This is a genomic window from Devosia geojensis (genome assembly GCF_000969415.1).
GTDB lineage: Bacteria > Pseudomonadota > Alphaproteobacteria > Rhizobiales > Devosiaceae > Devosia > Devosia geojensis.
Genome location: NZ_JZEX01000120.1, coordinates 1 through 12,408 on the forward strand (window position 1 = coordinate 1; position 12,408 = coordinate 12,408).

General features: G+C 65.3%; 10 protein-coding genes and 1 pseudogene. 4 read left to right on the forward strand and 7 right to left on the reverse strand.

All coding sequences use genetic code 11. The annotated features are described in order from the left end of the window. The coding region (locus VE25_RS13765; RefSeq protein WP_052731965.1) for a vitamin B12-dependent ribonucleotide reductase at positions 1 to 3,529 on the reverse strand (3,529 nt) is incomplete at its 3' end. A 673-nt stretch (positions 3,530 to 4,202) separates the two neighbouring features. Between VE25_RS13765 and VE25_RS13770 the strand changes: the two genes are divergently transcribed. Together VE25_RS13770 and VE25_RS13775 are read left to right on the forward strand one after the other, a co-directional pair. Then, on the forward strand, positions 4,203 to 4,586 hold the full coding sequence (locus tag VE25_RS13770; RefSeq protein ID WP_046109237.1) for an NADH:ubiquinone oxidoreductase subunit NDUFA12: 384 nt from the start codon (positions 4,203 to 4,205) through the stop codon (positions 4,584 to 4,586). Between the two features lie 169 nt (positions 4,587 to 4,755). Further along, positions 4,756 to 5,151 carry a DUF2155 domain-containing protein gene (locus VE25_RS13775; protein WP_244466930.1) on the forward strand — a complete coding sequence of 132 codons (396 nt, stop codon included), beginning with the start codon at positions 4,756 to 4,758 and terminating at the stop codon, positions 5,149 to 5,151. 6 nt (positions 5,152 to 5,157) lie between these two features. On the opposite strand, the pseudogene VE25_RS23110 reads toward VE25_RS13775, so the two are convergent. Together VE25_RS23110 and aat are read right to left on the reverse strand one after the other, a co-directional pair. Continuing rightward, positions 5,158 to 5,932: pseudogene (locus VE25_RS23110) on the reverse strand (APH(3') family aminoglycoside O-phosphotransferase). Beyond that, positions 5,929 to 6,561 carry a leucyl/phenylalanyl-tRNA--protein transferase gene (aat, locus tag VE25_RS13785; protein ID WP_046109220.1) on the reverse strand — a complete coding sequence of 211 codons (633 nt, stop codon included), beginning with the start codon at positions 6,559 to 6,561 and terminating at the stop codon, positions 5,929 to 5,931. The pseudogene VE25_RS23110 and the gene aat overlap by 4 nt, the downstream one beginning before the upstream one ends. 77 nt (positions 6,562 to 6,638) lie before the next feature. On the opposite strand from aat, the gene VE25_RS13790 reads away from it, so the two are divergent. After that, positions 6,639 to 7,646, forward strand: coding sequence for an alpha/beta hydrolase (locus tag VE25_RS13790; RefSeq protein ID WP_052731966.1), 1,008 nt, complete (start codon positions 6,639 to 6,641; stop codon positions 7,644 to 7,646). A gap of 160 nt (positions 7,647 to 7,806) precedes the next feature. Here the strand turns inward: VE25_RS13790 and accC are convergent, their stop codons facing one another. The 4 genes from accC to VE25_RS13810 all read right to left on the reverse strand — a co-directional run bounded on the left by accC (position 7,807) and on the right by VE25_RS13810 (position 11,080). Continuing rightward, positions 7,807 to 9,153 (reverse strand): acetyl-CoA carboxylase biotin carboxylase subunit, encoded by a 1,347-nt coding sequence (accC, locus tag VE25_RS13795; RefSeq protein WP_046109221.1) that lies wholly within the window; start codon positions 9,151 to 9,153, stop codon positions 7,807 to 7,809. A gap of 10 nt (positions 9,154 to 9,163) precedes the next feature. After that, positions 9,164 to 9,652: an acetyl-CoA carboxylase biotin carboxyl carrier protein gene (accB, locus tag VE25_RS13800; protein WP_046109222.1), complete on the reverse strand. Its 489-nt coding sequence runs from the start codon at positions 9,650 to 9,652 to the stop codon at positions 9,164 to 9,166. A 30-nt stretch (positions 9,653 to 9,682) separates the two neighbouring features. Next, a complete protein-coding gene (gene aroQ, locus VE25_RS13805; RefSeq protein ID WP_046109223.1) occupies positions 9,683 to 10,123 on the reverse strand; it encodes a type II 3-dehydroquinate dehydratase in 441 nt (146 codons plus the stop codon). Positions 10,124 to 10,222: 99 nt separating this feature from the next. Next, on the reverse strand, positions 10,223 to 11,080 hold the full coding sequence (locus VE25_RS13810) for a DsbA family protein (RefSeq protein WP_052731967.1): 858 nt from the start codon (positions 11,078 to 11,080) through the stop codon (positions 10,223 to 10,225). Positions 11,081 to 11,224: 144 nt separating this feature from the next. Between VE25_RS13810 and VE25_RS13815 the strand changes: the two genes are divergently transcribed. After that, complete coding sequence (locus tag VE25_RS13815; protein ID WP_046109224.1) at positions 11,225 to 12,370, forward strand: pyridoxal phosphate-dependent aminotransferase; 1,146 nt, start codon at positions 11,225 to 11,227, stop codon at positions 12,368 to 12,370. Positions 12,371 to 12,408 lie beyond the last annotated feature (38 nt).

Below are 12,408 nucleotides of genomic sequence, written 5' to 3' on the forward strand. Positions count from 1 at the left end.
CGGCCGGGGCGAGGGCGGCTTCCTGCTTGAGGGCCGTCGACGCGCGCAGCGCCGTCACCGTAGAGGTCTGCATGGCCCCGACCGGGTTGGCCTCGACATGGGCCGTCGGCACCAGCATCAGCGCCGCGTTCTGCACCTTGCCGCGGGTCATTCCGCGGGAGACAAAGCGCTCAGCGGGCACCGGGGCGGGCGCGGCGCCCGAGCGCGCGCTCTGTTCCTCGGCAACGCCCTTGCTGAGCGAAGTCGGCGAGTCCGGGTTGACGTGCGCCAGGTCGTTGCGGTCGAGGTAGGAGACCGCGAGCTCGCGGAACACGTAGTCGAGGATCGACGTGGCGTTCTTGATCCGGTCGTTGCCCATGACCATGCCGGCCGGCTCGAAGCGGGTGAAGGTGAAGGCCTCCACATATTCGTCGAGCGGCACGCCGTATTGCAGGCCCAGCGAAATGGCGATGGCGAAGTTGTTCATCATCGCACGGAAGGCGGCGCCTTCCTTGTGCATGTCGATGAAGATCTCGCCCAGCCGCCCGTCGTCGTATTCGCCGGTGCGCAGGTACACCTTGTGCCCGCCGACGATCGCCTTCTGCGTATAGCCCTTGCGCCGGTCCGGCATCTTCTCGCGGCGGCGCACCTCGATCTCGCGCTCGATGATCTTCTCGACGATGCGCTCGGCGACCGCCGGCACGCGCTCGCCGGCCGCGATGGCGACGAGCTGCTCGGCGGCCTCTTCTTCGTCCTCATCGTCCTCGTCGGCAAACAGCGAGGAGTTGAGCGGCTGCGAAAGCTTGGAGCCGTCCCGGTAGAGCGCGTTGGCCTTCAAAGCCAGCCGCCAGGAGAGCATGTAGGCGTTCTTGGCGTCCTCGACGGTCGCGTCGTTGGGCATGTTGATGGTCTTGGAGATCGCGCCCGAGATGAAGGGCTGCGCCGCCGCCATCATCAGGATGTGCGATTCGACCGAGAGGTACCGCTTGCCGATCTTGCCGCAGGGCGTCGCGCAGTCGAACACCGGCAGGTGTTCCTCCTTGAGGAACGGCGCGCCCTCGAGGGTCATCGCCCCGCACACATGGATGTTGGCGGCCTCGATGTCCTTCTTGCTGAAACCGAGGAACGGCAGCAGCTCGAAGGAGAAATCGTTGAGCTGCACGTCGGTGACGCCGAGGCTCTTCAAAAAGTCGGCGCCCAGCGTCCACTGGTTGAACACGAACTTGATGTCGAAGGCCGACTTCAGCGCCGCGTTCAGCGCCTCGATCTTCTCGTCGGTGAAGCCCTTGGCCCTGAGCGTTCCCGGATTGATCCCCGGCGCCTGGTTGAGGTTGCCGTGGCCGACCGCATAAGCCTCGATCTCGGCGATCTGGTCCTCGCTGTAGCCGAGGGTGCGCAGCGCCGGGGGCACGGCCCGGTTGATGATCTTGAAGTAGCCGCCGCCGGCGAGCTTCTTGAACTTGACGAGCGCAAAGTCCGGCTCGATGCCCGTCGTGTCGCAGTCCATGACGAGACCGATGGTCCCCGTCGGTGCGATCACGGAAACCTGCGCATTGCGGTAGCCGTGCTTTTCGGCCAGCGCCAGCGCCGCGTCCCAGGCGGCCTTGGCCCGCTCGCCGAGGTTCGCGTCCGGCAGGTTCGCATGGTCGAGCGCCACCGGATTGATCGACAGGCCCTCATAGCCCTCGGCATTGCCGTGGGCGGCGTTGCGATGGTTGCGGATCACGCGCAGCATGTGCTTGGCGTTGCGCTTGTAATCCTTGAACGGCCCCAGCTCCTTGGCCATCTCGGCCGAGGTCGCATAGGAGACGCCCGTCATGATGGCGGTGACGGCGCCGGCGATGGCGCGGCCTTCCGCCGAGTCATAGGGAATGCCCGAGGTCATCAGCAACCCGCCGATATTGGCGTAGCCGATGCCGAGGGTCCGGTATTCGAAGGAGCGCTCGGCGATCGCCCGCGACGGGAACTGCGCCATCATCACCGAAACTTCGAGCACGATCGTCCACAGCCGCACGGTATGCTCGTACGCGGCCGTGTCGAACACGCCGTCCTTGCCGCGATAGGGCAGGAGGTTGATCGAAGCTAGATTGCACGCCGTGTCGTCGAGGAACATGTATTCCGAACACGGGTTCGACGCGTTGATCGGCCCGGCTTCCGGCGAGGTGTGCCACTCGTTGATGGTCGTGTGGTACTGGATGCCCGGATCCGCCGAGGCCCAGGCGGCGTAGCCGACCTGCTCCCAGAGGTCGCGCGCCTTCAATGTCTTGGTGACGTTCCCCTTGATGCGCCCGATGAGGTTCCAGTCCCCGTCCGCCTCGACGGCGTTAAGGAAGTCGTCGGTCACGCGCACCGAGTTGTTGGAGTTCTGGCCGGAAACGGTCAGGTACGCCTCGCTGTCCCAGTCGGTGTCGTAGACCGGGAATTCGATATCCGTATAGCCTTGCTTGGCGAACTGGATGACGCGGTAGATGTAGTTCTCCGGCACCAGCGCCTTCTTGGCCGCGCGCACTTCGCGCTTCAGCGCCGGGTTCTTGGCGACGTCGAAGCAGTCGTCGCCATTGCCGTCGCAGTTGACGGCGGCCTTCATGATGGCCTTCAAGTGCTTGGAGACGGTCTTGGAGCCGGTCACGAGCGCGGCGACCTTCTGCTCCTCCTTCACCTTCCAGTTGATGTACTGCTCGATATCCGGGTGGTCGATGTCGACGACGACCATCTTGGCCGCGCGCCGGGTCGTGCCGCCGGATTTGATCGCGCCCGCCGCCCGGTCGCCGATCTTGAGGAACGACATCAATCCCGAGGACTTGCCGCCGCCCGAGAGCTTCTCACCCTCGCCGCGCAGCCGCGAGAAGTTGGAGCCCGTGCCCGAACCGTATTTGAAGAGCCGCGCCTCGCGCACCCAGAGATCCATGATGCCGTTCTCGTTGACGAGATCGTCTTCCACGGACTGGATGAAGCAGGCGTGCGGCTGGGGGTGCTCGTAAGCGGATTTGCTCTGCACGAGCTTACCGGTGAACGGGTCGACGTAGAAGTGCCCCTGGCCGGGGCCGTCGATGCCATAGGCCCAGTGGAGGCCCGTGTTGAACCACTGCGGGGAATTGGGGGCGACGCGCTGGCTGGCGAGCATGTAGGCGAGCTCGTCGAAGAAGGTGCGCGCATCCTCCTCGCTGTCGAAATACTTGCCCTTCCAGCCCCAGTAGGTCCAGGTGCCGGCGAGACGATCGAACACCTGCCGGCTGTCCATCTCGGAGCCGAAACGCTCGCCCTCGGGGAGCGCCGCCAGCGCCTTCTCGTCGGCCACCGAGCGCCACAGCCACGAGGGAACGTCGTTCTCTTCGACCTTCTTCAGGACCTTGGCGACGCCCGCCTTGCGGAAATACTTCTGCGCGATGATGTCGACCGCGACCTGGCTCCAGGCGGCCGGCACGGCGATGTTCTCGAGCTTGAAGACCACGGAACCATCGGGGTTGCGGATTTCGCTCGTGGCCGAGCGGAACTCAATACCGGCATAACGGTCTGCATTGGCCTTGGTGAATCGACGTTCGATACGCATGCGTAGTCCCCAATTTGGCGGGCACGGGCCCGCGAGCCGAAAACCGGCTTCTCCGTGTGTCTTGTCGTTGACGCTTACCAACCAGTCCGCTCGCGCGGGCCGGAAACTTGCCCCGCGCCCCGCTTACGCCCCGGTCTGGTGCCGGCGCTCTTGAAGCGAGACTTGCTCGAGGCGATCGCATCGCCCCGGACCGTCGAAAAGACTGTTCCGATTCAAACGGGCCGTCAACGCCAGAAATCACAAGGTCTAGTGTTCGGGCGGTCCTTCGAGACAACCACTAGTATGGGTAATATGTGGATTGCGGGGACAAAGTTCAAGCGAAACACGGGGTTTGGGGGCGTGTTCTTGCCTTCTTGAAGCAGGCGATGAACACCTCCTTCGTCCTGCTAGGAATCACCGCTAAGCACGCGCGGAATCGAGCGGATCGAGAACGCGGCATCCGCCGGAAACCGGGCGTTAACCATAGTCCCGTTTGACGAGACTCATGTGACAGAACGCTGTCAAGCACCGAAATTTTGCGGCATGTGAAGAGGGTAGGGGGAACCACCAGCGCTTGTGTCGGGTAAGGTGCCCGCACACGCGCGCTTGGGGCTAGGCTCGCGCCACCTTGCATGTTACATCCCGCCTGACAGACTTCTCTTCGGCACGGAATCGTCTCGTGGCAAGCAACGGCATCAAGCAGTTCCTCTCGGAAATCTTCGTCTGGTGGCACGGCCAGACCTGGGGCACCCGCCTCTGGATCCGGCGGTTCGGCAAGCAGGTGGGCACCGACGAGTTCGGCAACCGCTACTACCTCGATAAAAAGCACGGCCGTCGCTACGTGATGTACAACGGCCCCGCCGAGGCTTCGACCATTCCTCCCGGCTGGCACGGCTGGATGCACTATCGCACCGACGTGATCCCCACCGAAACCAACTACAAGCCGCGCGACTGGCAGAAGCCGCACGAGCCGAACCTGACCGGCACCGCCGCCGCCTACCGGCCGGACGGCAGCCTCATGAACAAGGGCGAGCGCCCGCGCGTCACCGGCGACTACGAGGCCTGGTCGCCCGAGTGAGCGGCGGGCGTGGGGCATGCATTCCACTTCTGAACCACCCCCCTCCCAACCTCCCCCGCAAGGGGGGAGGTGCAATGCTGTTCCCTTGACTGGATCGTGCATCGAGCACGATGCGGCACCTCCCCCCTTGCGGGGGAGGATGGGAGGGGGGTATCTCGGTCTTGCCGCGATGCTTTTGGCAGCCCTGGCCCTGCCGACCGCCGCCCACGCCCAACCCATAGCCAACCCTATCGCGGTCTTCGCCGGGCTCGACAAGATCACCGCGCGCCTCACCCAGTTCGACGTCTATATCGGCGAAACGGTCCTGTTCGGCGCCCTCGAGATCACGCCGCGCGCTTGCTACAACCGATCGGCGAGCGAGACGCTGCAGCGCACCTCCGCCTTCATCGAGGTGGACCAGCGCAGCCTCAACGGCACCTCGCAGCGCATCTTCGCCGGCTGGGTCTTCGCCGACAGTCCGGCCCTCAACGCCGTCGATCACGCCGTCTACGACGTCTGGCTCGTCGAATGCAAGACGAGCTCCGACGTGCCGCCGCCCGAAGCGCGCGACTCATCGGGCCAATAACGGCTTTCAGAAGAACTCGTCGAGCAGCCGGTAAAAAGCGATCTTGTCTGCGTCCGGCTCGATCCCATAGGCGGCAAGAAAGTCGCCGACGGCATCGGATCCCGCGTTGAACGCGATGCTGCGTGTCGTGAGCGCCAGGTCCTGGTGACGGTCGGCGACGCCCAGCCGCGCGCAGTCGATGAACCCGGAGAACCTGCCGTCCGCGACCATGAAGTTGGGCATGCACGCATCGCCGTGGCAGACGACGAGGTCGTTCTCCTCCGGCATCCGGGGCCGTGAGCCTGGCCAGCAGTTCCACGGCCGTGCGCCCGAGATGCTCGTCATCGAAATCGGTCTCGTCGACCGCTCCGCTGCTGGTGCGGTGCTCGGCCATCGGGATCGTGACGGCAAGCCGTCGGTCGAACGGGCATGTTGCCGGATCGATCGCATGCAACCTCCGCAGCGCCAGCGCGCATTCGCGCACGAGCTGTTCGGTCGGCAGCTCCGGCGTCGAGGCCATGTCGGTGCCCGGCACCGCCGACATCAGCAGCCAATGCCGCCCGTCGGCCTCGCAAGTGTCGATTACACGGGGTGCCGACAGTCCGGCCGTTTCGAGCCAGCGCAGCGCTGCGACTTCCGCCGGCAGTTCGCAAAAGGGGCCAACAGTCTCGCTCTTGACGAAGAGGTCCGGCTCACCCTCTCGCCGCAGCCGCACCACATCGGCGCCGGACTTGCCGATATCCTGCGCATGGCCGTCAAAGAGACCGAACCGGTCGCGCCAGGCGGCGGGCAGGTGGGTCATCTGCGGTCCCAGGCCCACCAGTCGCCCTCGGCCTCCAGCGCTTCGGCCAGCCGGTTCTCGTATTTCTCGCGGGGGATCTCGATGCCGCCGAGCGAGGCGAGGTGGGGGGTCACGAACTGCGTGTCGAGCAGGCTGAAGCCTCCGGCCATCAACCGCTCGACGAGATGGGCAAGCGCGATCTTGGAGGCGTCGGTGCGCCGGTGGAACATCGATTCCCCGAAGAACGCGCCGCCGATGGCAAGGCCGTAAAGCCCGCCCGCGAGCTCCTCTCCGTCCCACACCTCGACAGTGTGTGCGACGCCGCGCCTGAAGAGCTCGCCGTAGACCGAACGGATGGACCTGTTGATCCAGGTGCTCGGCCGGTCCGGCGCCGGTTCCGCACAGCCGTCGATGATCCCCGTGAAGTCGGTATCGACCCGTACAGAAAAATCATGGCTGCGCAACGTCTTGCGCAGGCTTTTTGAGATTTTGAACCCATCGAGCGGCAATATGCCCCGCTGGTCCGGCGAAACCCAGAAGAGATCGGCCGAAGTCGCGTCCTCTGCCATCGGGAAAATGCCTGCCCGATAGGCGCGCAGGATCAGCTCCGGCGTGATCTCGATGTCGAACGGGTTGGACGGGCGGGACATGAGCCTATTCCGCACGCTGGCGCAGGATGCGGCCGCTCGTTACTGTCGACCGAGTCGGTGTTTTGTTGGGGGCAGGTGTGCGCAAGCGCATGATCGCTATTCTCGTCGCCGTGGCAGGCCTGTTTGTTGTGTATGTCGTTGGTGGCGGCATTTTCTTCAACCACATGCTCAACCGAATCCTTGTCGTCGGCAATGCCGTTCTCGCCACGCCCGAGAACCCCGAGGCCACGCCATATGACCTGTCCTATCGCGGCGATCCGCGCGAGGCGTTCGGCTTCGATTTCGAGACCGTCGCGATCGCGACGGAGGGCGGAGAGGCGCCTGCCTGGCTGGTGAGGCCGCAGGTCCCCTCGCGCGATGTCTGGGCCATCTTCGTGCACGGTATCGCGGGCACCCGCGAGGGTGGCTATCGGTATCTGCCGGCGCTGCACGCAGCCGGCTATCCAGCGCTGATGATCACCTATCGCAACGATGTCGGCGCACCGTCCTCGCCGCAGGGCATCTACAGTTTCGGCCTGACCGAATGGCCGGACCTCGACGCAGCCGTCGAATACGCCCTGGCCAACGGCGCCGCCCGAGTCATCATCGCGGCCGACTCGATGGGCGGCGGAGTGCTCGGGCAGTTCCTCAAGAACTCAGGCCATGCCGGCAACGTCGAAGCATTGCTGATGGATTCGCCCGCCCTTGATTTTCCAGCCATTGCCCGGTCGAGCGCGGAAGCGTTCCATCTGCCGTTCGCAGGACTCTTGGCCAAGGGAGCCCAGGCGTTGTTCGCCATTCAGCACGGTGTCGATCTTTCCGAGGCCGAGGTGTTGCCGAACCTTGCCGCATTTCCTGGACCGGTCATGCTCGTCCACGGTTCGGGCGACCGCATAGTGCCCATCGGGATCAGCGAGCGCTTGCTGACGATGCGGTACGGGCAGACCCTCTTCCTGCGCACGCACGCCGATCATCTCCAGTCGCGCGCGGAAAACCCGGAGCGCTACGACCGCACCTTGAAGGCGTTTCTTGCCGCGCTGCCTGGGGAGCAAGGCGAACGCCTCGCCGCCAGGTGCGAAGACGTTTCGTCGGAACTCGTCTGCTAAGAATGGCGATTGGTCCTAGGTTGTGTGGACAGTTAGGTCAGGGTGAGCCGAAAAGGGTGGTTTTTGAGAACCGGCGCGCAGCGTACGTTCGGGTACGTGAGCACGGCAAGCGCAGAAAACCGCCCTTTGCAGGCCGCCATCACCTAAATGTCCACACAACCTAGGCTTTGTTCTCGGCCAGGAACTTTTCCAGCCAGTGAATGTCGTAGTTGCCGGCCAGGATGTCCGGCTCCTTGATCAGCCGCTGGAAGAGCGGCAGCGTCGTCTTGACGCCGTCGACGACGAACTCGTCGATCGCCCGCCGCAGCCGCTGCAGGCATTCGTCGCGGCTGCGCCCGTAGACGATCAGCTTGCCGATCAGCGAATCGTAATAGGGCGGGATCTTGTAGCCCTGGTAGACCGCCGAATCGACGCGCACGCCGACCCCGCCGGCCGGATGGTAGAAGGTGATGGTGCCCGGTGAAGGCGCGAACGTCTGCGGGTCTTCCGCATTGATGCGCACTTCGATCGCGTGCCCGTAGAACTGCACGTTTTCCTGCGTCAGCGACAGCTTCTCGCCTGAAGCCACGCGGATCTGCTCGTAGACGATGTCGACACCGGTGATGCGCTCGGTCACCGGATGCTCCACCTGCAGGCGGGTGTTCATCTCGATGAAGTAGAATTCCCCGTTCTCGTAGAGGAACTCGATGGTGCCGGCGCCCGAGTATTTGAGCTTGCGCATGGCGGCGGCGCAGATCTCGCCGATGCGGTCGCGCTCCTCCGGGGTGATGGTCGGCCCGCCGGCCTCCTCCCACACCTTCTGGTGCCGGCGCTGCAGCGAGCAGTCGCGCACGCCCAGGTGTACCGCGTTCCCCTGGCCGTCGCCGAGGATCTGCACCTCGATGTGCCGCGGCTTGCCGAGGTATTTTTCCATATAGACGCTGTCGTTGCCGAAAGCGGCCTTGGCCTCGGAGCGCGCTGTCGACCAGGCGACGAGCAGGTCCGCCTCGGTCTTGGCCACCTTCATGCCGCGCCCGCCGCCGCCGGCGGTCGCCTTGATCAGCACGGGATAGCCGATCGATTTGGCGGTCGCGAGCGCTTCGGCCTCGGTGGAAACTGCTCCATCCGACCCCGGAACCACGGGGATCCCAAGCTCCACCGCCGTCTTCTTGGCGGTGATCTTGTCGCCCATGATCTCGATGTGGTGGGCGGAGGGACCGATGAAGGTGACGTTGTGCTCGGTCAGGATCTGCGCGAAGCGCGCGTTTTCGGAGAGGAACCCGTAGCCCGGATGGACCGCGTCCGCGCCGGTGATCTCGCAGGCGGCCATGATCGAGGGGATGTTGAGATAGCTGTCGCGCGCCGGCGGCGGTCCCACGCATACGCTCTCGTCGGCGAGGCGCACATGCATGGCGTTGGCGTCGGCCGTCGAATGGATGGCGACGGTCTGGATACCCAGCTCCTTGCAGGCGCGCAGCACGCGCAGCGCGATCTCGCCGCGATTGGCGATGAGGACCTTGGAGAACATCCGCCTCTCCTTATTCGATCACGACGAGCGGTTCGCCATATTCGACCGGCTGGGCGTCTTCGACGAGAATGCGCGTGATCGTGCCCGAGCGGTGCGCGGGAATCTGGTTCATGGTCTTCATCGCCTCGACGATCAGCACCGTCTGGCCTTCCGAGACCTTGCTGCCGACTTCCACGAACGGCGGCTTGCCGGGCTCGGGCGCGCGATAGGCGGTGCCGACCATGGGCGAGGTGAGGGTGCCGGGGTTCGAGGAGAGGTCCTCGGCGACTGGCGCCGCGGGAGCGACGGACCCGGCAGGGGCGAGCGGCGCGGCGGGAGCGGCCGACGGCATGTAGGCGGGGGCGGGCGCCGCGTAGGTCACCATCTCCTTGGCGAAGGAGCGCGTCACACGCACGCGGAAATCGTCCTGCTCGATCTCGATCTCGGCGAGGTTTTCCTTGTTGAGCAGTTCGGCAATGGTGCGGATCAGGTCCTGGTCCACTTGCGATGCCTTGTTCATTTGTCGGGGTCTCCCGCGGTTACGCGACGACTAGCTGTTGAGTTTCTCGGCGAGCGCCTCGAGCGCCAGCCTGTAGCCCGTCACCCCCAGCCCGCAGATGACCGCGTAGGCCACGCTCGAGACATAGGAATGGTGCCGGAACGGCTCGCGCTGGTGGATGTTGGAAAGGTGCACCTCGATAGCGGGCAGGCCCACGGCCTTCAACGCGTCGAGAATGGCGACCGATGTGTGCGAATAGGCGGCCGGGTTGATGAGGATCGCGTCGGCCGTCTTGCGGGCGTCCTGGATCCAGGTGACCATCTCGCCTTCGTAGTTGGTCTGGCGAAAGTCGACGGAAAGGCCAAGTTCCTTGCCGGTGCTGGCGCAAAGGTGCTCGACATCCTTGAGCGTCGCCGCCCCGTAGATGCCGGGCTCGCGCGTGCCCAGAAGGTTGAGGTTCGGTCCGTTGAGGACAAGAACGCGTTTGGCCATGGTCTCCGCCTTGTGCACTGGCCCTCTGGCCAGCGCAAGCTCGACTACAGGAATTGCACTGAAAAGGCAAAGACCGCGCGGCGGTTTTCCGGGGTTTCGTCAGCTCTCGCACTGCGCCGAGCCGCACTCGCGCACATTCTCGATGCGTTGGCGCAGTTCCTCTACGCCGATGGCGCCGGGGATGATCTCGTCGCCGATGATGTAGGTCGGCGTGCCGGTGATATTGAGCGCGCGCGCGATCTCATAGGAATTCTGGATGACCGACGCGACCCGCTCGGTGTTCATGTCGAGCTCGAGGCTGACGCGACTGAGCCCCAGCGCCTCGGCTGCCGCAAGCGCGGTTTCCTTGTTCACCTGGCCGCGCGAGGTGAAGAGCGTCTCGTGGAAGTCCCAGTAGTCGACGTCCGCCTCGGCGACCAGCACGCCGATGCGCGCCGCCTCGATGGATTCCTGCGAGAGGATCGGGAATTCCTTGAGGATGACCCGCAGGTTCGGGTCCTCCGCGATGAGCTGCGCCAGGTGCGGCAGCGCCTGTCGGCAATAGCCGCAGTTGTAGTCGAACAGCTCGACCAGGGTGACGTCGCCCTGCGGGTTGCCGAGCACCACGTGTCCCTCGGCGTCGTAGATGTCGGCCTCGACCGAGGCGAGCGCGGTGCGCGCCTTGCTGCGCTCCTCGGCGCGCAGCTGCGTGTCGAGCGCGCTCGAGAGCCGCTGCAGGATCGTCGGGTCGCCCATCAGGTAGTTCTCGATCATCGGATTGATCTCGTTCGGATCGATCTCGGCGCTCGCCGTCTCGACCGGCTCGGCCGCCTGGCGCTCGGCCAGCACGTCCTCCACGATCGCGCGCACGGCCGCGACGTCCGTCACCGGCTCGGGTGCAGGCTTCAACGCATAGACGGCCGCACCGCCGGCAATGGCGCCGACGAGGGCGATGACGGCAAGGGTGAGGCGGGACATCGAAACACTCCGGGAATCAGCAGGCAGCCCTGGGGCTCCCCCGGTTTATCACCGCATCGCGTCGCCCCATGCAAGCGGCTGGTCAATTCTGGTTGAGGCGCGCGCGGCTTTTCGCTACCGCAGATGCACCGACCCGGAGCTCTCATGACCGACCAGCCATCCCCCGAGCTGAAGCCGTTCCACGCCATGGAGATCATGCGCCAGGCCAGGGCGCTGGAGGCGGCAGGGCGCAGCGTCTGCCATCTCGAGGTCGGCGAGCCCGGCGCGCCGCCCGCCCCGAAGGTACGTGAAGCCGTGGCGCGCGCGCTCCCCGATCCGCAGGGCTATACCAACGCCACCGGCACCAGCGAGCTGCGCGAGGCGCTCGCCCGCTACTATGCCGACCAGCACGGGGTCGGCGTCGAGCCCGGCCTCATCGTCGCCACCATGGGCTCGTCGGCCGGCTTCATCCTCGCTTTCCATGCCGCCTTCCGGCCCGGCGCCAGGATCGCCATCACGCGACCGGGCTATCCGGCCTACGTTAACACGCTGATCGGCCTCGGCTTCGAGGTCGTCGAGATTCCCGTGTCCGCCGCCGACGGCTGGAAGCTCACCGGCGCCGCCGTGGCGCAAGCTTACGCGAAGACCCCCTTCGAAGGACTGCTCTTTGCCAGCCCCGCCAATCCCACCGGCGCCGCCGTCGACCGCGGGGGCCTCGCCGGTCTCGTCGCGACCTGCGCGCGCCTCGGCGTGCGCTTCATCTCCGACGAGATCTATCACGGCCTCGACTATAGCGGCCCTTCCGTCAGCGCCCTCGAGCTAACCCGCGACGCCATCGTCATCAACAGTTTCTCGAAATACTACTGCATGACCGGCTGGCGCATCGGCTGGATGGTGATGCCGCAGGACCTCGTCCGCCGCACCGAGATCCTGCAGCAGAACCTCTTCATCTCCGCTCCGACGCTCAGCCAGATCGCCGCGACGGTGGCGCTCGGCGAGCGCGATTATGCCGAGGCGCAGAAGGCCGGCTATGCCCGCAATCGCGTGCTGTTGGGCGAAGGTTTGCGCAATCTCGGCTTCGACATCGGCCCGCCTTCGGAAGGCGCGTTTTACGCCTATGCCGGCATCGGCCGCTTTTCCAACGACGCCATGGATTTCTGCCACCGGCTCCTCGAGGAGGCAGGCGTCGCGGCAACCCCCGGCGTCGACTTCGACCGCACCAGCGGCAACGGTTTCGTCCGTTTTTCCTATGCGGGCACGCAGGCGACCATCGAGGCCGCGCTCGAGCGCATGTCGGCCTGGCTGAAATAGAAAAGGCGGGCCGAAGCCCGCCTTCCATTCAGTCTCGC